We start from the raw sequence: 21,475 nt of genomic DNA, 5'->3' as shown, positions 1-21,475 counted from the left end.
TAAAAGCATTGACATTAACAAGGAATAAAGAAAACAAAAGATCAGAATAACAATCCCACAAGATATGGCGCCGCAACAAGCACCATGAAAAGTATGCCTATCGAGACTCCATTTCTAACGAATGTGGCTGAGATAAGCCCTACCAATATTGAACCGAAGATTCCTGCGATTCCTGCGTCGTTGTATGCCAAAACCATTACTATGGCCAAGAAAGTAGCGTACAAAGCTTCTGCAGGCACTTTTTTAAAGACAAATCTTGTTAATTGCTTTGAATACTTGATTAGTATCAGATATGCTAAAATTGCAGCGAATAGAGTCGCATAAATTGTCACAAGCATTATTGTGGATGTTGAATACCTTTGGAGAAGGACATCCCTTGGTGTTGAGCCGCCGAAGGCAGCGAGCTCTGCAAAGAACGGATGCGCTGGACCGGCTGACATAGGCCCAGTGGGAACACCCAACGCAATAAGGGGAATCAGAGTTCCTCCGATATAGGTAGCGTTCTTTATGGCATCTCTAACTGCATAAGCCATGAGGGAACCCTTGAGTTCGTCTTTCTGACTTTCTTTTACGAGATCTCCGAAGAGAACTGTTAACCCAACTGGGCTCATAAAGGTCGCAAGAATACCGCTTAGCCCAGCTAATAGTGAAGACAAAGCAACTTCAACTTTCGTGAGGTGATGGAGTGGATTCAGTGAAATCTTTCCTGTCCTTACAAGCTTAATACGGGCGTAGTCTTTACGTTTTAGGTGGTGGTTATTGGGTGAGATAAGTGTTAAGAGCTCATAGAGTATCGGTCCTACAGTAATGGCCAAAAAGATGCTTATAAAAGCTGAGTGGCCGTACAGTCCTCTAAGACCTTGAACAAGCATCGCAAATGGGAATATAGCCAATAATGCCAAGATTTTGGCTTTTGACATTATTGCCAGCAGCAATGTCCCTGCAACAATCAGATAAACCCATCCCGGCCAATTTAAAGGACCTATCGGGTTTTTGAGAAGATCTCCCAATGGGGCTAAGTAGAAAGAGAGCGGTAGTGTTATTGCTATGGCCACTATCGTTCCGATGACACTTGCTGTAATTCCCTTTCTCAAAAGAATCTCTGAGTACCCATATTTTCTAGCCACCAATGCATCTGGAACTTGAGGTACGGCCATAACTCCACCCGGAATTGCTGCTAAAGCTGTTGGAACCGCGTCAGCAGCTTTAAATGCCACTATTGTACCCATGAACCAAGCAAGGACAAGGAGCGGGTCAAAGCCAGCTGCTAAGAATGCCAAAGTTACTGGGGCAATTGTGGCGGTTTCATCGGTCCCGGGTATCATTCCAATTATTATATACAGCAGAACCGAAAATGCTGTTAGGAAAGTGACTTGAATTAAAAGGGTTGCAATGTCCATTTTACTCCTCCTCCACGATTCTTTTTGGTTCAATAATTGCCGTTGAGATTATGAACCCCAAAAATGCACCAAGAGCGCTTAAAGTTACCCTTAAAGCGTTTAACAAGTCTTCTCTTCCAAGCATTTTGACTATTTGTGGGGCGCTAAAGTACATTAAAAAGGCCAATGTAGCCGTAATTAAAAATGCCTTTAGGAAGTCACGTTCTGCTATTACTTCTCCGAAAATTTCATACAAATTTTGACTTACTTTATCCATGCTGGTTTCACCAAAGGGCATTGTTTACACTTTTTATATTTAAGAGTTTCGGCTATAGCTGGTAGGCGTTTAGATAATTGCCGAGCATTACGGGAAAAGTTTAAACACGCTAAAGGCAATTACCAATGGGTGAACAAAATGGCAAGCAGAGATGAAATTGTCGCGTTCCTTAATGAATACCTAAACATAAACTCTTTTCCCGATAAATCCCGCAACGGTCTGCAGGTAGAAGGAAAGGAGGAAGTGGAAAAGATTGCCTTTGCTGTCGATGCCTGTATGGACACCTTTGTGAAGGCCAAAGCTTTGGGAGCGGATATGCTAATAGTTCACCACGGCCTTATATGGGGAGGCATAGACTACGTTAGGGGACTTGTACAGAAAAGGCTCAAGTTCCTTCTTGAGAACGAACTGAACCTCTATGCGGCTCACCTTCCCCTTGATCTTCATCCCGAAGTAGGAAACAACGCACAACTTTTGAAACTTTTGGGATTGGAGCCAAAAGAGCCCTTTGGAAGTTATAATGGCTTAAGCATAGGCTATATGTCTGAATTCGATGAACCAAAACCACTACCTCTGGTTGCTCAAATACTCGTGGAAAAGCTGAAAACCGACTACGTGAAGGCCTATGAATTCGGGGTTGAGGAAATAAAGAGAGTTGCCGTTGTAAGCGGCAGAGGCGGGTTTGCTATACCAGAGGCAATAGAGAAAGGAGTGGATTTATTCATAACGGGAGAATTCTTACATGACGACTACCATATAGCAAAGGAAGGAAGGCTAAGCGTTATCGCTGCTGGACACTACGCAAGTGAAACCTTAGGAGTTAAAGCCCTGATGCCCCTTCTAAGAGAAAAGTTTGGAGTCAAAACAGTGTTTATTGACAATCCGACTGGATTGTAAAGCCTTTTTAAACTTTTTTTGAACTCTAGCTCTGGTACCCGATTTAAGAATTAAAGATTGCCTTACTCCCACATAAGACTGGCTAAAAAGTTTCTAACTTTTTCTTCCACTTCTTTAGGGTGGACAACTTCAACTTCAACTCCAAGCTCCTCTATAAAGCTTTCAACCCAGCTGTTTTGTAGGGGTTCGTTGTTGAAGGGATACACAACCCAAAGTCTGCTGAATCCATCCCTATGGACCTTTATTGCATTGTAAAGAATCCTTTGCTTTATCCATTTGTAAGAGTTCTCGAATTCAACTGCAAGGATTCTCTCGTCTTCTCTCAGAAGAGCTAAATCTACCCTTGTATTGTCCCTCGTAGAGAACTCTTTGACAGCTTTGAAGCCCATCTCTTGAGCTATTTTGCTTAACTTTTCAGTGAGAGCTTTTATTTTAATCTTAAACCCTCCAAAAAATTGGAAATTAAAGGGCCTTCTTAAGCTCTTCAAGAGCTTCCTTGGCCTTTAGGATGTTCTTTATTTTTCCTTGGGCGAGGTCCTTCTTACCTCCACCGCCTCCGCCTGCAACCTTCGTGATTATCTTTATCAAATCGCCAGCCTTGTAGTCCAAGTTCTCGCCAACTGTTACAACGACTGCGTTGCTGTCCTCACTTATTAAGGCAACGACACGGTTCGGCTTCTTGAGCTTGAGGGCGGCTTCTCTTAAGTGGTCTATCTCTCCTTCAACTATGGCTCCAATGAACTCTATCTCCCCTATCTTTTCCACTTTGTTCTCGAGATCATAGATAAGAAGCTTTGCAAGTTCCTTGTTGAGCTTCTCTACTTCCTTCCTTGCCTGCTTCCACTCCTCAAAGAACCTCTCTGCAGTCTCCGGCAGCTTTTCTGGAGGAACTCTGAATACTGCACTCGTTCTGTTTAATATCTCCCTCTCCTTCTGCCACTCTTTAATGGTTGCCTCACCGCAAGTGAAGATTATCCTCTCAACACCGTCCTGTATTCTCTCAGTCCTTAGTATCTTTATGGGACCTACTAAACCAGTTCTGGGCAAGTGAGTACCACCACAAGCCTGCACGTCCCAGTCTTTGATGTTCAAAACCCTAATTACCCTTCCCGGCACAACTCCACCTTGGTAGAGCCTAAAGCCGTATTTTTGTTCCGCTTCAGTCCTCGGTAGCCACTCCCACTTTACCTCTCTATCCTCCATTACGACCCTGTTTGCCAAAAGCTCTATCTCATCGAGTTCCTCCTCACTGATGCGCTTGTAGTGGGTTATGTCGAGTCTTGCCCAGTCGGTGCTTAATTGTGAACCGGCCTGCCAGACGTGTTTTCCAAGAACCCTAACAAGGGCCCCCATAAGGACGTGTGTTCCTGTGTGGTGCCTCATGTGCTGTATTCTCCTCTGCCAGTCGATTTTTCCATGAACAATGTCCCCTTCTTTGAAGACTTCGGGCTTCTCTACCTTATGGAGGACTACCTTTCCAACCTTCTGGACGTCAAGCACTTTAACTCCGTTAAGCTCGCCCAAATCACAGGGCTGACCACCGCCTTCGGGATAAAACGCCGTGGCATCCAGGATAACCCAGTCGTCTATTACCCTAAGGACTTTTGCATCAAATTCCTTCATGAACGGATCTTCATAATAAAGTGTTCTCGTATCTGGTAAGTCTTGAACAAGCTCAAAGTCTATCATTTTTTTCTCCTCTTCTTTCTTGGCTGTCTTTTCAGCTTCTTTGGCAACTAAGCTGTAGAAGTTGTCTGGAACCTTAACTTTCATACCTTCTTTTTCCGCAATCTCACTGACTATCTCAGGGGTTAAGCCGTGGCTTTCATAGAAGAGGATAAGCTTTTCAAGCGGAAGTTCATTAATACCCTGCTTCTTGAGCTTCTCAATTTCCCTCTTGACTAATCCGCTTCCTCTCTTCAATGTTTCCGCGTACTTTTTCTCTTCAACGTTGATCATGTCAAGGACAACATCTTCCATCTCTTTGAACTCTGGGAAGGTCTTGTGGAGAGCTTTTATGTGCAATGCAACTATTTCACTGAGGGGAATCTCCAGACCAAGTTCTCTAAGATGCCTTATGCTCTTTCTTATTAGGAGCCTTGCAAGGTAGCCCGCTTTAACGTTAGACGGCACAACACCGTCGGAAAGCATAAAGGTTAATGCCTTTGTGTGATCGGCTATAGCGTAGATCAGCTCGTATGGCCTAACGAGTCTCGCAAGCTCCTCTGGATCAATTCCAAGCCTCTTTGCAACGGTTTCCCTCAATACTCTCAAATCGCCCATATCTTCAATATCGAACATTCCAGCCAATCTTGAGTTCTCCATGAGAATTCTATCATCTATCTTCTCGACTCCTGCCATCTTCTTAAGGGGCTCGATTACGTAATCCAGCACTGCATCATAAGCCGTTGGCGTTCCTTGGCTCATCCACACAAGTCTTTCAAGCCCATATCCCGTATCCACGACCTTTGTATCCATTGGGACGTATTTGTTTCCTTTTATTTCCACAACTTGAGAAGGATCAGCAACCGGAGGTGCCAGCTTGTACTGCATGAAAACCAGCGTAGCCACCTCTAATCCCTTGTATAGCACTTCAAAAGCCGGACCAGCGTTTCCTCCTCCTGCCCACGGGTTTTCCTTAAAGGTTATGTCCCCCCCTTTCATGCCGAGGTCTTTAGTGAAAAACTCGTAGGCGTATTCAACGGTCTCATCCATCCAGTAAATTGGCTTCCCTGGATAGTTAAACGCATGATGAGCCATCATTTCAAAGATCGTAAAATGCCTGCCCGTTATTCCGACGTTGTCGATATCGGTAAACCTTATGGACGGCTGGCTTATTACAAGCGGGTTCGCCGGAGGATCGGCTTCGCCGCTTATGACCCACGGCTGGAAGTCCATAATCGATGCTCCAACTAAAAGAACGTCGTCTCTCCACCTAGGCAGAACGGGATAGCGCTTAACCCTCCCGTGTCCCTTTCTCTCGAAGAAGCTCAAAAACTTCTCACGCATCTCATCAAGGGTGTATTTCTTCGGTATGCCGGGGTTTCCTATAAACTCGTACTCATCACATGGAGGATCGCCACAGGTTTCTCTATCCGGATCCAGCGTCCAAAAAGGCTTTCCACAGACCTTACAGGTTTTTCTTATCCATCCTTCTTCTTTAAACATCCTTGTGCCCATGTCCATGATCATCACCATCCTTAAGTCTAACCTAAAAGTTGAGTTTCATATTAAAAAGTCTTTGTCTGAAGGTTCATTCATAGATTTTTGTTTGCCTATCAATTTCCACGTCTTCAAACTCATCCTCATCCACAACAACAAAGGGAATTTTCATCTTCTTAAGCATCTCAATAAGCTGTTTGTGAGTTTTTCCAGCATTTCTATTTTGTGTTTCAGGCTTTGGTTTTCAATATAAAGGCTTGTTGCTTCTTCAGTTTTCATATTTAATTGGGTCTTTAACTCAATTATCTGCTCCTCAAGTTCTACAATAGAGCATTCAAGCCTCTCAATTTCCTCACAGAGATCTTTACAAAGTCTTCTTTTTATCACTGGGGTCAGCCCCGCGAAACTTCCTCACCACTCAGGGGGCTCCAGACTCATCATCCCACTACCAAGTTTTCATCCCCACTCTTAACCTTATCTTCTAAGAGTCTTTGTCTCAAAAGCTCTTCTCTTTTCAAGTCAATGCTTCTAAAAGCTCTAACTCTATCATCAAGGCCTTTTCAAGAGGCCTACTTAAGTTTATGCTCTTGTTCTTTGTTTTTTGGTGAAGTTCTTTAGGGATAAGCACAGTTGTCCTAAACTTTCTCCCCATAACAACCACATAGCGTACATATTACTGCATTCCATTGATCCCAAACAATTATCCAATGCCCTCCAAAACTTTTTCATATTTTTATAGTCTGGCATTAATGAACCAACAATTAGGCCATAATTTTTTTTAGTGTGTCTTATACAAACATTTTTTCAATCAACAGTTAAGCAAAAAATTCGTAGTTATAAAAAGCCTTAAATATTAGGCATAGTGAATAACATTAGAAGGTGGTATTATGTTAGAAATCTTTGACAAGCTAAGACCGGGGGAGATTGTGTTAGTAGAGTATTCGTCCAAAGATGAGCCTTGGTAATCGCCCATAAAGTATTAGAGTGGAGTGAGTCCAATGACTACCAAGTACTTGTGACTGATTTCTTTGATTGTATAGAGTTCCGCCTAAAGCAACTGGAATTATACCCCGCTTATTTTGAATTGATGAAAGAGGGGCTGAAAAAAGCAAAATTCGTTGAGACTGGATATCGTGAAATACCAGGAGTAAACATGGTTGGATTTTTGAACGGAGATAGAGAGTTGCCTGCATTGCTCAGTGAATACCGCCAGATTTATGATAAGATAGTGAGTGAAAAGTTTACAGTTGTGTTTGCCGTTGGAATAGAGAGATGAAGTGTTATAAGGGGAGAGGAATTACCACTTATCAATGCGCTTGGAACATTTTTAGGAGACACTCGTGGAATCTCTTTCTACTTTGTGAACCGGGATATTCTAAATGCAACTAAGCCAGAAGTCCTAGCTTTACTAGAAGAATTAGCCACAACCATTATAGAATTCAAAAAAGACAAGAGAAGAAAGCTTGTGGTTACTAAAGCCCTTAACAGGGAATTAGAAGACTATGAAGTGGAGCTGTAAGGGTAGCAAAGTTAAGGTCATTTCATTGTTCTCATCAGCAGGTAAACTTCTTCACTCCTCTAAAGGGAATAATATTCAGGTCTTCTGTCCTTAAAGATGTCGTTAAATTCGTTGAGCTTCTTGTTCCTTGCCTCCTCGATGTTTATCTCAACAACACCTACTTCCTCTTTATCTTTGCTCGCCCTAAGCAGTATCTCCGCCTTTGGAGAATTTATCTGGCTCATACCTATGAATTTCAACCCTCTCTCTTCGCCAATCCTGTTTGCCGTTATGCTGAATACCCTATTCTCAAGGCTTCTTATTGGCATTGCTCTTGGAGCATAGGGGAGAACGAGGTTAGCTGGATGCGCAACAATATCCGCCCCTTTAAGGGCAAGAGTTCTCATGGCTTCAGGGAAAAACCAGTCAAAGCATATCATAATTCCAACTTTCGCCATGTCTATGTTGAACACATGGAACCCGAGATTTCCTGGCTCAAAGAAGAGCTTTTCTCTATAGAAAAGGTGAATCTTCCGGTATTTTCCTATGTAGCCCCACCCTATTGGACCGACAATAACAGCGGAGTTGTAAAGCTTTCCTTTCTCATCTTTTTCTGCAGTTCCAGCAACTATGAATACCTCATTTTCTCTTGCCTGCTCGACAAGAAATTGGGTGGTCTCTCCATCTGGAATCTGCTGGGCTATTTCCTCAACTTCCTCTTTTGTCTCAAAATTGTAACCAGTATCAAAAAGTTCTGGAAGAACGATTAGTTTGGCGCCTTGGTTTGCGGCTTCTTTGATTAATTTTTCGGCTTTGCTCAAGTTAGCATTAAGATCCAGAAGCTTCGGTTCCATCTGGACAAACCCAACCTTCATTTTCAATCCCTCGTTAATACCTAAGGCTTTCTCAGTTAATAACTTATCGAAACTACTTTTGTCCGAGTTTAGCCTTACAGAAGTAGAAAATCTTGAGTACAGAATATTTATTGACAATAAATGGATTTAAACAAACAAAATTTCTCCAAATACTTAAAAAGTTTACGAAATCATCACAATGTCCATCATGGAGTTTATTTTAACTATTGAAGAGCTGTAAATCCACCAAAACCCTTCGTAAGATTCTGACCAGAGAAAAAGCTCTGCTTGACCAAATTTTCCTTTAATCGGGTTTATTTTGTTCTTTTTGTTTTTGCTATTTTCTAATCCCTTTTGATAGAAAAGCTTAAAAACAAAGCAAAGGGAGCTTACTCTGGAACGATTATCGGGGTGATGATCATGAAGAGGAGACCAAGGAAATGGAAAAAGAAGGGAAGAATGAGGTGGAAATGGATTAAAAAGAGGATCAGAAGATTGAAGAGACAGAGAAAGAAGGAGAGAGGAATTATCTGATTTCTCTCCACCTTTATATTCATTTTAAGTGGTGGTTATGCAGAGCTTTTCTTATGATGAGCTTTCCCTTGAATTGGAAACATCTTCTGGAAAAGCCCTTGTTTTCGCGGATCCACATATAGGTTTTGAGCTTTCGAGAGGACTAAGAGTAAGGACGAAGTTTGAAAAAAGCCTCGCGGAGTTCATAAAAGAAAAAAATCCCGACTTGGTAATTATCTTAGGTGACGTAAAGGAACCTATCGGAATGAACAGATTCGTTAAAAAGCTTCTTATAGAGTTCTTTTCTGAGATTGAAGAATACAACGTTGTTATAACAAAGGGGAACCACGATGGGAAAATAGAAGAAGTCACAAAGGAATTTAAAAACGTGAATGTGGTAAACCACTTCATCATTGACAACATGCTCTTTCTGCACGGCCACCAAACTCTTCCGGAAGTTAAGTTTGAGAGGGCCTTTTTGGGTCATATCCATCCGGCAGTTAGTTTAAAAATCGGAGAAACCCTCAAGAAAGTGAAATGCTTCTTTAAAGTCAGAAACTTTCTGATTTTGCCTACAATAAACCCCTACATAGAAGGGTTTGATGTAAGAGAAGGCATAAAGATGATCCCATTTTTAAAAGATTCTCCATCAGGAGAAACCTTTCTTGGAGACGGGACTTATATTGGTGAGATCGAACTAAGCCGCAAGGCTTAAAAAATAAAGACTCTAAGAATATATGAAGATAAATATTCAGAGGTGTGAGAGAAAAATGAAAGACGTATATAATAAGCTCGAGGGGCTCTTGAGGACATTAGGGTTCAAGAAGAACGAGCTTAGGATATATCTCCTGCTTTTGGAAAAGAAAGCCCCCATGAGAATAACTGAAATAAAAGAAGAGCTTGGAATAAGTGAGAGAAGCGTTAGAGAGCACGTTCTTAACCTCTATAGAAGGGGAGTCCTTAAAAGGGAGCTAATTCAAAGGGGCTGGCTTGGGTATGCATACTCCGCGGTTTCTCCCCCAGAACTTCTGGTGAGACTTAGGGAAAACATCGTCAAAAAAATAAATGAAATTGAAAAAGAGCTAAAAAACAACGATATCTAAAGACCTTAATATTTCGACTGCCTTTTCAAGCTTTTCTTTCTCGAAACTTCCGTACTCCTCTTCCAAGGCTTTAAAAGCTTCTTCTTTTGACATCATTTCTCCGAGTATCAGCAACTCATGGAGCAAAATGGACACTCTTTTTCCTTCCAGTATCTTTTCTAGCTCTTCCCCTTTCTTTTCGTCTATCTGCTTTATTGATCTCGGTGATATTAAGCCTTTTTTCTTCCACTTCAGCCAAGGTTCAAAGGTAAACTCGTGACCAACTTTTAGTCCCAAAAACTTAGAATCCCTTGACAATCCAAGCATTACGAGCTTTTCCGCCATTTCAAGATCCCTTTCCATGCCAAGCTCCCCCAGATACTTCATTGCAAATCCCCTAGCAAACTTCTCAAGCTCCTTTTTCTTTCCTTTTGCGAGGGCCAAAGCGGTAGCTAATACCGCCTTTCCTATTATTTCGAGGCTCTCTTTGCTTATTTTTTCCACACTGTCCTCGCTTGAATGGTAGAACCTGTCAGGCCAGGTTATGGGCATTATACTCGGAACCCCAAATAAGTTGAACACATCATGGTCGCTTCCGAGCTCATAGGGGTAGCTCTTGCTCTTCATTTTTGGCAGTGGACTTCCTCCAAAGCTCTCCCCACCAGAGTTCGCGAGGTCTATGAAATACTCCAGAATACCGGAAATTATTGAAAACCTCGAGAGAGGAGTTCTAATTACCATTATTGTTGAATTAGCCCTGTCTTCACTTCCTCCAACCATGTCGAGGTTTATCACAGCGTAATAATCTTCAAGCTTTGCGTATTTTTCCACAAATGCTTGCGTCCCATAATGCTCCGGAATCCACAGAAATGCGAAGCCAAAGCGAAATGAATCATTGTAAAGATTGTTGAGCACCTTAGCCAGCTCAATAAGCATGGCAGCACCGCTTGCGTTATCGTTTGCCCCCGGCTTTGGATGACATATGTGTGCCGTAAACAGAACATAAGGAGGCTTTCCTATCTCTGCATAAACCATTGGGAGGATTTGATTTTCTGATATTACAGTCTCAACTTTTATTTTGGCTTTTACTGGCTCTCCCTTTTTTACTTTCTTGAGGATCTTGTTTGCAATCTCTTCACTTACTGCAACAGCAGGGATTTTTGCCCACTGCAGGTCTTTTTTAGTTAGAAACAGACCTATGTATGGAAACGCCTTGCCCGTTCCCTTTCTGTAAGCTATAAAAGCAAGAGCACCGTTCTTATTTGCCTTTTTGTAGTTCTCATGCCACTTCTCACTTACCATAACAATCTTGCCCTTTGCCTTTTCCCAGTCTTCCTCTCTTTCTATGGGGACAACTTCCCCCTCTGCTTCTCCCGATGGAGAATGGGCCATCACAACAAGAGGCGTTCTGGAAGTTGTTACCTTGGTTCCTTCTATCTCGATTTCCCCGTAAATGAGATCCCAAGCTATTGGGGAAGCAAGTGTTAGGTACCACCGCTCTCCATCGTAAACCTCTTCGAGAAGCTTTGCGTTTATCCCACTTATCCTGAGCTCTTCAGCTATGTATTTTGCAGCCTCAACCAGCTCTTTGGAACCTTGTATTCTGTGAAACTTGCTAATTTCTGCTATGTATCCCAAAACATTCTCGGCATTAAATATTTCGGCTTCTTTTAAGAACTCCTTCATAAACAACACCTCCAAGAAATAATCAAAAGAGCGAATAAATTTTACTCTCAACCACCATAACTTCAAAACTTAGCAATCAATTATTGTTGCATTGATGGAACAACTAATCTTCTCTGGTAAGGATTTTTGGGAGAGACAGCATTTTTGGAGGTTCTAAAGATTTCATAATTGAGAGTATTTTTGGTGGTTCAATGATTTTAGGTGTAGTTAAAAACTCGGAGAATTCCTTTTCAAGCTCGTTTTCGAGCCCTTCATCTCCTTCTTTCTGTTTAGGTTCACCTTCCAAGCTTGACGTTAACAATCCCGAAGATATGTCCTTTAGCCTCTTAGCCTTTCCGTCTTTTAACCCTTCCTCATAAGCCATTTTTACTTCTTCGAGTATCCCTAACTCTTCCGCTAAGCTGTAGATATTTACCTTTTTCTTAGAAACCCATGAAACCCACTCTGTATGTCCCCTATACCCAACAAAATACCCGAATCGATAAGCTTCTTTTATGAGGTCTTTTTTCTTCATCTCATCAGACATCAACCATCACCACGGAGCTTCATTATATACCACTACCCCATCCTCTGTAATCCTCATCTTTTTCATGTTTGTATCGTGGGCAGTTCCTCTCATTTTAAGTATTTGAATTGCCCTTATCATTTGGTATTGCCTCATAAAGTGGTGCATAACTATAACACCGCTGGCAACATACTGGTCATCAGTATACTTATCGGACTCAAGCATTTCAGTTATCGTGATCGCAGTTACCTTCATTGTCGAAAGGAGCTTAATCAACCTTGTAATTTCCCGTCTTTTGTTCTCTGGATCCTCTACTAAGAATTCAAGGGGAGTGAATGAGTCTATGACGACCCTTTTTGCATTTTCTTGGAGGATTATCCTTTTTATTTCATCCAGAACTTCTCCCCATGTTGGCTTCTTGTTGCCTTCTGAGATAAAATTGCTCAAATCATATATCACGATTTTCTTACTTTTTAAGTAATACAGCAGGTTAAACTTAAAATGAAGCATATCTTGAATAATCGTTCTTGCATCATCCACAATAGAAATATACACCCCCTTTTCATTATGCTTTGCACCTTCAATGAGAAACTGAATACCTAAAGTCGTCTTTCCACTTCCTGGAGGCCCCGTTACTACATATACTCTCCCTAGAAGAAGGCCTCCTCCCAAAAGCTCATCCAACCCTTTTACCCCAGTTGAAACCCTCTTATAAACCAAATCCAACTCCCGCTCCATTTTAACCTCCCCCTACCCCCATGTGATGTTTCGGTTAAAAAGGAATCTGACCAAAAATGAAAATGCTATGCCAAAGAGATTCGCTATTAAGTAGTTAACACCTAAATACAAAAGAACCAAGTAAATACCCCATTGGACTAAAGCCCCCGTAAACGCCGCAAGATGGAAGTTGAATAAGCGTAAGTAAACGGGATTTTTCTTTAAGTCTTTAAAGGTCCACAGATCGTTCCAAATGAAATTGTTCAAAATAGAGAGCTCTGTTGCAGGAATTACGGCAAGCCTTTTGTCCCATCCCAAAGCTTCAACAAACCCCAGAAGAGAGCCCTCATTAACTACAACACCGCTTAGACCAACGATAGAGAACTTTACCAGCCTGTCTATCTCCCCTTCCCACTTCATGAGCCTATAAAGATGGCGCAGATAATTTAGTATTTGCTTGTTGCTCAGCTTACTTTCTCCAGAGTTCCTTAATCCAAAAGTAAAGGGAATCTCCACAGCTTTTGAATACCTGCCCTTTATGAGAATTTCAAGGAGTATCTTAAAGCCAATCGGGTTGAGTTCAACACCTTCAATGACCTCTCTTCTTAAAGCAAAAAACCCGCTAACAGGGTCTTTTATACTTCTTATTTTTGGCAAAGCCACTCTACCTATCATTATGGCACCTTTTGAGATGAGCTTCCTCCACCAGTACCAGTTTTCAACCTTTCCCCCTTCAACGTATCGACTGGCTATGACTATATCGGCTCCGTTTTCGATTGCCTCAACTAACCTCGGAAGGACTTCTGGAGGGTGTTGCAAATCGGCGTCCATAACAGCGAGTATTTCGCCCTTTGCCTCTCTGAATCCTCTAATAACAGCAGAAGAAAGCCCTCTCTCATTTCTCCTTCTAACAACTTTGGCGGGATATTTTTTCGCAAGCTCTTCAGCTTTTTCCCATGTTTTATCTGGAGAATCGTCATCCACAACTATTATTTCAAATTCTCTCCCATCTAAAGCCCTCGCTATCCTTTCAAATAGCTCCTCAAGGTTTTCCCGCTCATTATATGTAGGCACTATTACAGATATCATCTCTACCCTTATAGCTATGCTCCTCGGAGTTTATATCTTTTTGTTCAAAGTGCTGGGAAAGATTTATAACCAGATGCTTGAAAGTTAGCGCTGGGGGGCCGTGGGGTAGCTTGGTCTATCCTTCCGGCTTCGGGAGCCGGAGACCCGGGTTCAAATCCCGGCGGCCCCACCATAGGTTTCTGGGTGGGAAAATGCCGTACTTAGTAATAGAGCATCTCGAAGAGCTTAGAGAGTGGGTTCTGCTCGAGTATAAGCATGCAAGCGAGTGGTGGGGAGATAAGCTCATATTTACAAACGTTGGAGAAGACGAGAGAGAAGAGCTCGCTAAGCTCGGGGGAGTCATTCCTCAGAGCGTTACCGAGTTTCCTTTTGACCGCTCAAAGATGATAATCCTTGACCCATTTGCCGAGGAAGAGCTTAAGCCAGAGGACATAGAGGAGGATACGATTATAGTTGTCGGTGGAATCCTAGGGGACATTGAGTTCACCGGCAAAACAAAGAAGTTCATAACCGACAAGATCGAAGGTGCAAAGGCGAGGCACATAGGGAGCGTGCAGTTTTCTATAGATGGCTCGGCAATAGTTGCAAAGCTTATAGCGGAAGGAAAAAGGTTAAGCGAGATTGAATACGAGGAACATCCAACAATAAAGCTTGATGAGTTCAGCGAAATAACCCTCCACTATGCCGTTCCCAAGCTTAACGGAAAGCTCCTCCTCACGCCAGGTTTAATAGAGCTTCAGAAAAGAGAGCTCGGCTACGGAGAAGACGACGTAAGCGATGAGGAGCTAATCGAGTTCTTTGAAGGAAAAAGAGAGCTTTAAGATTATAATTTCTTCCACTTCTCTCCGAGTTTTTCTATCTCTTTCCAGACAAGCTCCCTCTCAGACTTATCAACTACGAGAAATATCTCCTGCACAGAGCCGTCGCTCTTTGCAACGAGCTTTAAACCACTCTGAGTTTCTCGCGTTACTTTTATCTCAAATCCTCTGGAATCACTGGCATATATCCTACCCGGAATTACCTTCTTAACACCTGGAATGCTAGCTATCTCTTCAAGAGGCTTCTCAATGTCCTTAAGGAAATGGTGCTCCCTCTTGACGCCTTTTCGAAAATGCTTGGGCATGGTGTTAGATAATGGAAGAGCATTAAAAATTCTTTCGAAGCCAAGGAGGATATAGGGAAGTTCCAAAAATTCATGCCTTCTTTCTAACTTTAACCGCAACTCCCCTCTTTGCTTTTACCATTTCCTCTCCGCTTAGAAGGGCTTTTCCAACACCTACGACTTTTTCATCCCTTACGACACCAACTATGTCATCAGGTCTTATCTTCTCATCAGCCTCGTTAACTCCAACAGCAAAGACGTCTCCTCTAAGGTCAAAGTCAATCTTCACGTAGTAGCTCCTAGTTGCTTCGTAAATGCGCTGCATACCAAAGGGCGTTACGCTTATCACGCCATCTTGATAAGTCCCAGTCTGCTGGTTGTCTATGAGAATGCGGAGCATTTTGGAGCCTATGATCTTTGCATCATCGGGAAGAACTGCTTCACCAGCGCCCAAACCAAAGTAGAAGTCAAAAACCTTCCTTATGTTTTCGTAGAAGCGGTATGTCCTATCTTCTTTTCCAGCAGCAACTTCAAAGCCAAGCTCTTTTATCGTCCTCTTAAGCCCTTCCAAGCTTTCCCTGCTCGTTGTGCCGTCCTTAACCGGGGTGAATATTATCTCCCTCCCGCTGATCTCACTGGCTCTTTTTGCAACCTCTACGTAAGCCTCATCCAAGTGAGCTATCACTGGAATTTCCTTAGGGTACTTCTCAAGGGCTTTTGCCAAAAGTTCAGCTGCAGAGTTTATCTCTTCCTCACTCCAATGGCCTGTAACGACGATATCATACTTGGCTAACCACTCCCATTCCCTCGGAACGACTCCAAAGGGTGAGGTAAGGATAAGCTCATGGATTTTGTAAATTCCATTTCCAAGGGCTTCTTTTAGGGCTTTTCTGAAGAGGGTATGGGAGCGTGAGTGAGAATAGGGCTTTTTAGCGGAGCAGGGGAAGAGCAAGAGTGCTTCAATGTTTTCAGGAGGCTTAAATCTCTCAACAACTCTCTGCCTCCACCTCACAACTTCCGGTCTGTTCTGGGAGGCGTCGCTTATGAAGTAAATGGTGTCCTTTTGTATGGGTGTGTATTTTTCAAGGTAGTCCCAGTTTTCCTTGTCAGCTATCCTCAAGATTCCGGCGTGAGCCTGAGTATGGAAAAAGTTCTCGACAAGGTAGCGGAGCTTTCCTTCTTCAAGGGCTTTCCTAACGAGCCTTATAGTTTCCTTGGCGAATTCAAGGGAATTTGCATTTTCATCCCATAGTATAGGAGAAAACTGTGTGAATCCCTTCTTGTGGAAATCGTAAAGCTTCAATGAACGGGTATCAAAAGCATCAATGCCGAGATAAACGGCTAATGGATAAAAGAACGGTTCGATGTCAGTGATGAGGAGCAAATTAGGGTCTTTTTCCCTAATAAGCCTGATAGCCTGAACGAACCTGCGGTAGTCCTTCACAAAGATTTTTGCATTTCCTATATAGAGGGCATCAAAAGAGTACTGGGAGAGGACATTTTCCAAAAATTCATCAACGTATTCAAGATTTCTCACGACGGGCACATAAAGGGCGTTGAATTTTGAATAATCAACACTATACAACTTATCCAGTGCTTTCTCTACTATTTCCCTCGGAGTATAAAAGCTAAGAGGAATTGAAGGGGCGAGGTTGAAGTCGTATTCCCCGAAATCCTTGGGGTAGAAGTAAGAATTAAACGGCGAAATGGTAAAATCTACTCCAGCTAAAGCAGGTGTTTTGAAGGTTTTTTCCTTAATTCTAACTAACCCGAGCCTTCCCGGACCCTCGTGTTTTATAATTTCCATTCTTCACACCAGATTATATCTCTGGAGCAGTAAGAGCTCATCAAGAGTAAGCTTTTCACCGCGCTTGAACTTTTCAAGTGCCTCAACTGCCCTTTCAAAGGTGGCATCTTTCTTTGCTCTCATCTTTGCAACAAGCTTGTATGCTATTAACTCCTTGTGCTTCTGGTCGTATTCGAGTATCTTCTTTTCTACTTCCCTGAGCTCCCTTCTAACTTCTCTAATCTTTTCTCTAAGCTCAACCACCTTTTGGTGGTATTCATCGGCTTCTTTCTTAATTTCATCTGCCTGCTGGTAAGCCTTCAACATCTGCTCGTGGAACTGCTGGCTCTGGTTTGCAAGCTTTTGTATTTCCAAGCCTATTGCCCTTCTTGCTTTTTTCAGGCTCTCTATCTTCTTTCTTGTTTCTTCTAGCTTTTTGTGGAACCTTTCAGCCTGCTGGAGAATTTCAAGCTCTGTAGCTAAAACCTGGATTTGATCAACTATTTGTTTTTCCCTCTCGGGGGTTATGTTGGGATTGGTCTGCAGCTCCCATTCGAGCTTTTCGATTCTCTCCTCTATCTTTTCCTTCGGCATCTTTAGTCTTCTCAGCTGTCTGTACTCGTTCCTCTTTGTTCTGTACTCCATGGCTTCTTGGTAGAGAAGATCAAGTTTGGCATTTATCTCATCTCTGTTCTTTTTAAGTTCTTGGATCTGCTGGTTGATTTCATCTCTTTTTGCTTTATACTCTCTTGCTTTCTCTCTTAACTGCTTTACTTCCTTATTTTTCTCATCTCTTTTTTGTATCCAAACATTCAGCTCCTTCTGGAGCTGCTCCAATCTCTCTTGAATTTCTTTTTTCTCTCTTTCTAAAGCCTCTATTTCGGCTTTTATCCTCTTAATTTCCTCTGGGTCTACTTTCACTTGCATGGTCTCTTCCCCTTCCTTCATTTTAGAATAGTTGATCATAATCTCACCCTGATTTGAGCCTCACTAAAGGGATGTAAAAACTAAATAAAAAGTTTTTGGCTGAGATGTGAAATTATTCTTTAGAACCAAGAACTATCGTTTAACTTTTCAAAAAGGAAATGAACAAACAAAAATCCACCTATCTAATCTTTCCCCTGTTGCTTTACTGGGTAAGGCATAAATTCCACAGTGCCTCTTTGCTTTATAGGTTGCTTATAGAGCTCCATAAGAGCATAGACTTCCTCTGGAACCTCCGTTTCAACGTGAAGACCAAGCTCTTTTGCATGCTCAACGGTGATTGGATAGTCATGAGTCCACCTTCCCTCAGTGAGTATCTGAGCTAACTCCCTAGCCTTCTCCTCCCCATACTTGTCCTTAAGGAGGTTGTAAACGAACTCTCGAACTTGGTTTATTGCTTTCTTTGCAACATCGGCAAGAATAAGGGTTTGATCGTCAACTTTCTCCGCACCTTTTTGCTCAACAGCTCTTATTATACTCGGGGCAGGATATTGGCCTAGCTGGGGATCAATTGGACCCAAAACCGCATGAGGATCCATTATAATCTTATCCGCAGCCAAGGCTATCAAAGTACCACCGCTCATTGCGTAGTGCGGCACTATTACTCTCGTCTCTGCCGGGTGGTCTTTCAAGGCTTTTGCTATCTGCGTTGCTGCCAATACTAATCCTCCCGGCGTGTGGATGATTAAGTCAATTGGCTTGTCTTTTGGAGCCATCCTTATTGCCCTTAACACTTCTTCGCTATCTTCAATGCTTATAAACTTGTACACTGGGATCCCAAAGAAACCGATGCTCTCCTGCCTGTGAATCATTGTTATAACAGTGGAATTTCTTTTTCTCGCGATCTTCTCCAGTAATTTCGCCCTAGCAATTTGCAGTTGCCTGTACTGAATCTGGGGCCCCATGAGCAAATAGAAGAACAATATCCACCATATCAACGAACCTATGAATCCGCTTAATGGATCCATGAAGTCACCTCCACGATATTCCTAAAGAGATATTACAACATTAATGTCTTTAAGCCTTTTGGCAAACGAAATTGAACGAGAGTTCTAACGAAAGAATAGAAAATAGATAAAAATCACTTAACAACCTGAGTGCCTGTTTTTCCTTCTAAGGCTTCAACAGCTTTGTCCAAGGCGGCAATTATTGCTCTCTCTCCTCCCCATTCAACAAACCTTATGGCAGCGAGAACCTTTGGCCCCATGCTACCCTTTTTGAAGTGTCCCTCTTCGTAGTATTTCTTAAGTTCATCAACCTTAACTTCTCGGAGCCACTGTTCATTTGGCTTGCCGTAGTTGATTGCAGCCCCATTAACATCGGTGAGAATCATAAGAATGTCAGCGTTAACTTCCTCAGCAAGCTTTTCTCCAGCCAAGTCCTTATCGATTACAGCCTCTACTCCTTTAAATTCACCATTCTCCTCAATAACCGGAATTCCTCCGCCACCAGAAGCTATGACTATAAAGCCTTTTTTAACCAAATCCTGAATTATTGGAGCCTCAACGTGCCCCTTTGGGTCTGGACTTGGAACTACTCTCCTCCATCCCCTTCCGGCGTCCTCTATAACTACCCATCCCTTTTCTTTGGCAAGCTTTTTGGCAGTTTCTTCATCGTAAAATGGGCCCACAGGCTTTGAAGGGTTCTGGAACGCCGAATCGTTTTTATCAACAATAGTCTGAGTAATTACCGTCGCCACCGGCTTGTTTATGCCCCTCTTCCTTAATTCGTTAACTAAAGCCTGCTGGATCATATACCCTATTTGACCCTGACTCATTGCACCGCAAACATCCATGGGTTGCGCTGGAATACCGTACATGTGCTCTCCAGCATCCTGCTGCAGCAAAATTGCCCCCACTTGAGGCCCATTCCCGTGAGTAATGACAACTTCATACTCGTTATCAAGAATAATATCGGCAATCTGTTTTGCAGTCTTTCTCACATTTTCCATTTGCTCCTCATAAGTACCCTTTTGCCCTCTCTGCAGAATAGCGTTCCCACCCAAAGCTATGACAACCCTCTTCTTCATGCTACTCCCTCCAACACTGGTGTATAAAGTTAGACCCCAGCGAATTAAAAGGGTTTCTTAGCCATAAAATAGTCCTTTTAGAAAAAACTTCGAAGAATAAGTGAAAGAGATTGCAAACTTAAAGATATTAAGGGGATTTCTTTGCTGTTTTAATTAGAGGTACCATTCACTAAACCGCCCAATGCCAAGGCTTTCGAGGGTTTTCATGACTCCCAAGGCTATTCCTTCAACCTCTATGCCACCTTCTCCCTTGTTTGCGTCCCCAACTATGTAAACGTTCTCCATCGGAAAGTCAAGATGCATTCCAGAGGCTACTCTGTTGACTGGGTTCCCATCTAAATACGTCTGAACCATCAGAACTTCTCCATCTTTGTCGAGATCTGGGAAGAGATAGGAAAGATCCTCCAATCCCAATTTTTGCTCCTTCTTTATGTTTTTGCTCCTCAAAGCCTGATGTGTCATGATAAGCGTATATCCTTCCCTTGCGAGCTCTGGAGTTAATGCGGAGGGCTCGTTATATCCGTTTATCCTTTGAGTGTCCAGGGTAAAGACAACAGTGTTGCCTATTCTCGGCTTTCCCCTTAAGGCTACGTTAATTTTAATTCCTTCCGCAGGCTTTAGGGCATCCACTTTTTTCAGATACTCTCTATCAAACTTATCCCTTCCAAAAAGCTCCACCGTTTCTTTTATTCCTATGTTCGAGATTAATACATCGTAGCTATATTCCTCCCCATCTGATGTCATCACTTTGCCGTCATCCACTTCAATCGCTTTCTTTCCGGTTATTATTTTTCCTCCGTTTGCTTTTACAATTCTCGCAAGCTCTTCGCTTACGGCTTTACATCCGCCCTTTATAAGTCCGGGGCCGCCCCACTTCAAAGTGGCTTTTATTTCCTTGGCAAGCTCAATTGCCGGAACTTCCTCCGGGGTTAAGCTAACCGCCCACCCGAGAAAGCTCTTTATGAAAAGATAAACGAACTCGTTATCGCCGATTTTTTCTTTGAGCCACTCCCAGGAGTTCATGTTTGCCTCTTCTCCTTTTGGAAGCTTGTTGGCCTTTATCTCTGTGAGAAGCTTCATGGCCTTTGCCGTTTCTTTAAGCGACAAGTAGTCCCATCCCTCTCTGTAATGGTAGAGGTTTCCATTCATGAAAAACTTGCCCTTCGGATTTGAGTTTACTATCTCCACATTAGCCCCCAGGAGCTTTAGAAGGTGAGCCAAAGGACCATTTTCTCCATGAGGAACCATGTGGAGAGCCCCAGTGGACAGCTGAAAGCCTTTGTAGTTGAGGTTTGTAAACCTACCACCTACAAAAGGAGCTTTTTCCAGAACCGTTACCTCATGACCTGCTTTGGCTAAAAAGGCACTTGTTAAAAGCCCTCCAAGTCCAGCTCCAATCGTGACCACTCTCATTTTACCACCTCTTTGGATTTCCAAAAGGGTCTATAAGACCAGCCCTTATTAAGGAAGAGCTTATTTTATCCCCAAGTTTGCTTTTGATCAGCTTTATGACAACTATGTCAAGGGGTTTTAGCCCCTTTTCTTCCCTCGCCTTGTTTACCAAGAGAGCCCCTTTATATGTTTCCTCGCTAACAACTATTGCGTCTAAGCTCTTTATCCTGTCTGCAAACCCTATTGCACTGTGTATCTTTATTACCCTGTAGTTTTTGTAGCCGTTAACCTCAAAGAACTTTAGCAAATCCCTTAATCTAATCTCATAGGGGAGAATTTTTTCGGCGTATGGCTTGTTCTTTATCATTTCATCAGAAGTCAGACCTATGTAAACGTACTTGCCAACTTCAAAAGCCTTCCTAAGCAAAGCTTTATGTCCTAAATGGAGCCTGTCAAACGTACCTCCAACCACGACTTTTCTGTACTTCTTCATCGCTATCACGCTTTGCCATTAATGAACCAA

Annotated in this window: 23 protein-coding genes, 1 tRNA gene and 1 pseudogene; 7 read left to right on the top strand and 18 right to left on the bottom strand. The window is 42.5% G+C overall.

Annotation, left to right across the window (positions count from 1 at the left end):
• Positions 1-41: 41 nt before the first annotated feature.
• On the bottom strand, positions 42-1,400 hold the full coding sequence (locus NF865_RS03300; protein WP_253305176.1) for a tripartite tricarboxylate transporter permease: 1,359 nt from the start codon (positions 1,398-1,400) through the stop codon (positions 42-44).
• A gap of 1 nt (position 1,401) precedes the next feature.
• Positions 1,402-1,656 (bottom strand): hypothetical protein, encoded by a 255-nt coding sequence (locus tag NF865_RS03295; protein WP_253305175.1) that lies wholly within the window; start codon positions 1,654-1,656, stop codon positions 1,402-1,404.
• A gap of 138 nt (positions 1,657-1,794) precedes the next feature.
• Between NF865_RS03295 and NF865_RS03290 the strand changes: the two genes are divergently transcribed.
• Positions 1,795-2,553 carry a Nif3-like dinuclear metal center hexameric protein gene (locus tag NF865_RS03290; RefSeq protein ID WP_253305524.1) on the top strand — a complete coding sequence of 253 codons (759 nt, stop codon included), beginning with the start codon at positions 1,795-1,797 and terminating at the stop codon, positions 2,551-2,553.
• 62 nt (positions 2,554-2,615) lie between these two features.
• On the opposite strand, the gene NF865_RS03285 is transcribed toward NF865_RS03290, so the two are convergent.
• The 4 genes and pseudogenes from NF865_RS03285 to NF865_RS03270 all read right to left on the bottom strand — a co-directional run bounded on the left by NF865_RS03285 (position 2,616) and on the right by NF865_RS03270 (position 6,367).
• Positions 2,616-2,942 (bottom strand): hypothetical protein, encoded by a 327-nt coding sequence (locus NF865_RS03285; RefSeq protein WP_253305174.1) that lies wholly within the window; start codon positions 2,940-2,942, stop codon positions 2,616-2,618.
• Between the two features lie 73 nt (positions 2,943-3,015).
• Positions 3,016-5,745, bottom strand: coding sequence for an alanine--tRNA ligase (alaS, locus tag NF865_RS03280; protein WP_253305173.1), 2,730 nt, complete (start codon positions 5,743-5,745; stop codon positions 3,016-3,018).
• Between the two features lie 61 nt (positions 5,746-5,806).
• Positions 5,807-6,102: pseudogene (locus NF865_RS03275) on the bottom strand (hypothetical protein).
• A gap of 127 nt (positions 6,103-6,229) precedes the next feature.
• Positions 6,230-6,367 carry a hypothetical protein gene (locus tag NF865_RS03270; RefSeq protein ID WP_253305172.1) on the bottom strand — a complete coding sequence of 46 codons (138 nt, stop codon included), beginning with the start codon at positions 6,365-6,367 and terminating at the stop codon, positions 6,230-6,232.
• Positions 6,368-6,802: 435 nt separating this feature from the next.
• Between NF865_RS03270 and NF865_RS03265 the strand changes: the two genes are divergently transcribed.
• A complete protein-coding gene (locus NF865_RS03265; protein ID WP_253305171.1) occupies positions 6,803-6,991 on the top strand; it encodes a hypothetical protein in 189 nt (62 codons plus the stop codon).
• A 6-nt stretch (positions 6,992-6,997) separates the two neighbouring features.
• The gene (locus NF865_RS03260) at positions 6,998-7,234 is read left to right on the top strand and encodes a DUF257 family protein (RefSeq protein WP_366513853.1); all 237 of its coding nucleotides are present in this window, start codon (positions 6,998-7,000) and stop codon (positions 7,232-7,234) included.
• A gap of 59 nt (positions 7,235-7,293) precedes the next feature.
• On the opposite strand, the gene NF865_RS03255 is transcribed toward NF865_RS03260, so the two are convergent.
• Positions 7,294-8,088, bottom strand: a complete 795-nt coding sequence (locus NF865_RS03255; protein WP_253305170.1) for a nitrilase — start codon at positions 8,086-8,088, stop codon at positions 7,294-7,296.
• A gap of 550 nt (positions 8,089-8,638) precedes the next feature.
• Between NF865_RS03255 and NF865_RS03250 the strand changes: the two genes are divergently transcribed.
• A complete protein-coding gene (locus tag NF865_RS03250) occupies positions 8,639-9,295 on the top strand; it encodes a metallophosphoesterase (RefSeq protein ID WP_253305169.1) in 657 nt (218 codons plus the stop codon).
• Positions 9,296-9,350: 55 nt separating this feature from the next.
• Entirely contained in the window at positions 9,351-9,683 is a 333-nt protein-coding gene (locus tag NF865_RS03245; RefSeq protein WP_253305522.1) for a transcriptional regulator, read from the top strand.
• Here NF865_RS03245 and NF865_RS03240 read toward each other — a convergent pair.
• From NF865_RS03240 to NF865_RS03225, 4 genes are all read right to left on the bottom strand, one after another.
• The gene (locus tag NF865_RS03240; protein ID WP_253305168.1) at positions 9,663-11,348 is read right to left on the bottom strand and encodes a DUF4910 domain-containing protein; all 1,686 of its coding nucleotides are present in this window, start codon (positions 11,346-11,348) and stop codon (positions 9,663-9,665) included. The two genes, NF865_RS03245 and NF865_RS03240, sit on opposite strands and share 21 nt — an antisense overlap.
• Before the next feature lie 103 nt (positions 11,349-11,451).
• Positions 11,452-11,874, bottom strand: coding sequence for a hypothetical protein (locus NF865_RS03235; RefSeq protein ID WP_253305167.1), 423 nt, complete (start codon positions 11,872-11,874; stop codon positions 11,452-11,454).
• Between the two features lie 6 nt (positions 11,875-11,880).
• Positions 11,881-12,591, bottom strand: a complete 711-nt coding sequence (locus NF865_RS03230; RefSeq protein WP_253305166.1) for an RAD55 family ATPase — start codon at positions 12,589-12,591, stop codon at positions 11,881-11,883.
• A 12-nt stretch (positions 12,592-12,603) separates the two neighbouring features.
• On the bottom strand, positions 12,604-13,659 hold the full coding sequence (locus tag NF865_RS03225; protein WP_253305165.1) for a glycosyltransferase: 1,056 nt from the start codon (positions 13,657-13,659) through the stop codon (positions 12,604-12,606).
• 94 nt (positions 13,660-13,753) lie between these two features.
• Here NF865_RS03225 and NF865_RS03220 point away from each other — a divergent pair.
• Both NF865_RS03220 and NF865_RS03215 read left to right on the top strand, forming a co-directional pair.
• Positions 13,754-13,831: transfer RNA gene (locus NF865_RS03220), tRNA-Pro, on the top strand.
• A gap of 19 nt (positions 13,832-13,850) precedes the next feature.
• Positions 13,851-14,480: a hypothetical protein gene (locus tag NF865_RS03215; RefSeq protein WP_253305164.1), complete on the top strand. Its 630-nt coding sequence runs from the start codon at positions 13,851-13,853 to the stop codon at positions 14,478-14,480.
• Positions 14,481-14,482: 2 nt separating this feature from the next.
• Here the strand turns inward: NF865_RS03215 and NF865_RS03210 are convergent, their stop codons facing one another.
• The 7 genes from NF865_RS03210 to coaD all read right to left on the bottom strand — a co-directional run bounded on the left by NF865_RS03210 (position 14,483) and on the right by coaD (position 21,445).
• Positions 14,483-14,782: a DUF2103 domain-containing protein gene (locus tag NF865_RS03210; protein WP_253305163.1), complete on the bottom strand. Its 300-nt coding sequence runs from the start codon at positions 14,780-14,782 to the stop codon at positions 14,483-14,485.
• 70 nt (positions 14,783-14,852) lie between these two features.
• The gene (arcS, locus tag NF865_RS03205) at positions 14,853-16,568 is read right to left on the bottom strand and encodes an archaeosine synthase subunit alpha (protein WP_253305162.1); all 1,716 of its coding nucleotides are present in this window, start codon (positions 16,566-16,568) and stop codon (positions 14,853-14,855) included.
• A 3-nt stretch (positions 16,569-16,571) separates the two neighbouring features.
• Positions 16,572-17,474, bottom strand: a complete 903-nt coding sequence (locus NF865_RS03200) for a coiled-coil protein (RefSeq protein ID WP_253305521.1) — start codon at positions 17,472-17,474, stop codon at positions 16,572-16,574.
• Positions 17,475-17,656: 182 nt separating this feature from the next.
• Positions 17,657-18,499: an SDH family Clp fold serine proteinase gene (locus tag NF865_RS03195; protein WP_253305161.1), complete on the bottom strand. Its 843-nt coding sequence runs from the start codon at positions 18,497-18,499 to the stop codon at positions 17,657-17,659.
• Positions 18,500-18,612: 113 nt separating this feature from the next.
• The gene (gene arcC / locus NF865_RS03190) at positions 18,613-19,560 is read right to left on the bottom strand and encodes a carbamate kinase (RefSeq protein ID WP_253305160.1); all 948 of its coding nucleotides are present in this window, start codon (positions 19,558-19,560) and stop codon (positions 18,613-18,615) included.
• Positions 19,561-19,713: 153 nt separating this feature from the next.
• Complete coding sequence (locus NF865_RS03185; protein ID WP_253305159.1) at positions 19,714-20,973, bottom strand: phytoene desaturase family protein; 1,260 nt, start codon at positions 20,971-20,973, stop codon at positions 19,714-19,716.
• A gap of 1 nt (position 20,974) precedes the next feature.
• Entirely contained in the window at positions 20,975-21,445 is a 471-nt protein-coding gene (gene coaD / locus NF865_RS03180; protein WP_253305520.1) for a phosphopantetheine adenylyltransferase, read from the bottom strand.
• Positions 21,446-21,475: the final 30 nt, after the last annotated feature.

This window comes from Thermococcus aggregans, assembly GCF_024022995.1.
GTDB lineage: Archaea > Methanobacteriota_B > Thermococci > Thermococcales > Thermococcaceae > Thermococcus_A > Thermococcus_A aggregans.
The sequence above is the reverse complement of the archived record's forward strand: the minus strand, read 5'-3'. Positions and strand labels throughout refer to the sequence as shown.

What these genes read in the sequence shown, in the direction of transcription:
- NF865_RS03300 (WP_253305176.1), bottom strand. Translation starts at nt 1,400, where the DNA reads ATGGACATTGCAACCCTTTTAATTCAAGTCACTTTCCTAACAGCATTT.
- NF865_RS03295 (WP_253305175.1), bottom strand. Translation starts at nt 1,656, where the DNA reads ATGGATAAAGTAAGTCAAAATTTGTATGAAATTTTCGGAGAAGTAATA.
- NF865_RS03290 (WP_253305524.1), top strand. Translation starts at nt 1,795, where the DNA reads ATGGCAAGCAGAGATGAAATTGTCGCGTTCCTTAATGAATACCTAAAC.
- NF865_RS03285 (WP_253305174.1), bottom strand. Translation starts at nt 2,942, where the DNA reads ATGGGCTTCAAAGCTGTCAAAGAGTTCTCTACGAGGGACAATACAAGG.
- alaS (WP_253305173.1), bottom strand. Translation starts at nt 5,745, where the DNA reads ATGATCATGGACATGGGCACAAGGATGTTTAAAGAAGAAGGATGGATA.
- NF865_RS03270 (WP_253305172.1), bottom strand. Translation starts at nt 6,367, where the DNA reads ATGGGGAGAAAGTTTAGGACAACTGTGCTTATCCCTAAAGAACTTCAC.
- NF865_RS03265 (WP_253305171.1), top strand. Translation starts at nt 6,803, where the DNA reads ATGAAAGAGGGGCTGAAAAAAGCAAAATTCGTTGAGACTGGATATCGT.
- NF865_RS03255 (WP_253305170.1), bottom strand. Translation starts at nt 8,088, where the DNA reads ATGAAGGTTGGGTTTGTCCAGATGGAACCGAAGCTTCTGGATCTTAAT.
- NF865_RS03250 (WP_253305169.1), top strand. Translation starts at nt 8,639, where the DNA reads ATGCAGAGCTTTTCTTATGATGAGCTTTCCCTTGAATTGGAAACATCT.
- NF865_RS03245 (WP_253305522.1), top strand. Translation starts at nt 9,351, where the DNA reads ATGAAAGACGTATATAATAAGCTCGAGGGGCTCTTGAGGACATTAGGG.
- NF865_RS03240 (WP_253305168.1), bottom strand. Translation starts at nt 11,348, where the DNA reads ATGAAGGAGTTCTTAAAAGAAGCCGAAATATTTAATGCCGAGAATGTT.
- NF865_RS03235 (WP_253305167.1), bottom strand. Translation starts at nt 11,874, where the DNA reads ATGTCTGATGAGATGAAGAAAAAAGACCTCATAAAAGAAGCTTATCGA.
- NF865_RS03230 (WP_253305166.1), bottom strand. Translation starts at nt 12,591, where the DNA reads ATGGAGCGGGAGTTGGATTTGGTTTATAAGAGGGTTTCAACTGGGGTA.
- NF865_RS03225 (WP_253305165.1), bottom strand. Translation starts at nt 13,659, where the DNA reads ATGATATCTGTAATAGTGCCTACATATAATGAGCGGGAAAACCTTGAG.
- NF865_RS03215 (WP_253305164.1), top strand. Translation starts at nt 13,851, where the DNA reads ATGCCGTACTTAGTAATAGAGCATCTCGAAGAGCTTAGAGAGTGGGTT.
- NF865_RS03210 (WP_253305163.1), bottom strand. Translation starts at nt 14,782, where the DNA reads ATGCCCAAGCATTTTCGAAAAGGCGTCAAGAGGGAGCACCATTTCCTT.
- arcS (WP_253305162.1), bottom strand. Translation starts at nt 16,568, where the DNA reads ATGGAAATTATAAAACACGAGGGTCCGGGAAGGCTCGGGTTAGTTAGA.
- NF865_RS03200 (WP_253305521.1), bottom strand. Translation starts at nt 17,474, where the DNA reads ATGCAAGTGAAAGTAGACCCAGAGGAAATTAAGAGGATAAAAGCCGAA.
- NF865_RS03195 (WP_253305161.1), bottom strand. Translation starts at nt 18,499, where the DNA reads ATGGATCCATTAAGCGGATTCATAGGTTCGTTGATATGGTGGATATTG.
- arcC (WP_253305160.1), bottom strand. Translation starts at nt 19,560, where the DNA reads ATGAAGAAGAGGGTTGTCATAGCTTTGGGTGGGAACGCTATTCTGCAG.
- NF865_RS03185 (WP_253305159.1), bottom strand. Translation starts at nt 20,973, where the DNA reads ATGAGAGTGGTCACGATTGGAGCTGGACTTGGAGGGCTTTTAACAAGT.
- coaD (WP_253305520.1), bottom strand. Translation starts at nt 21,445, where the DNA reads ATGAAGAAGTACAGAAAAGTCGTGGTTGGAGGTACGTTTGACAGGCTC.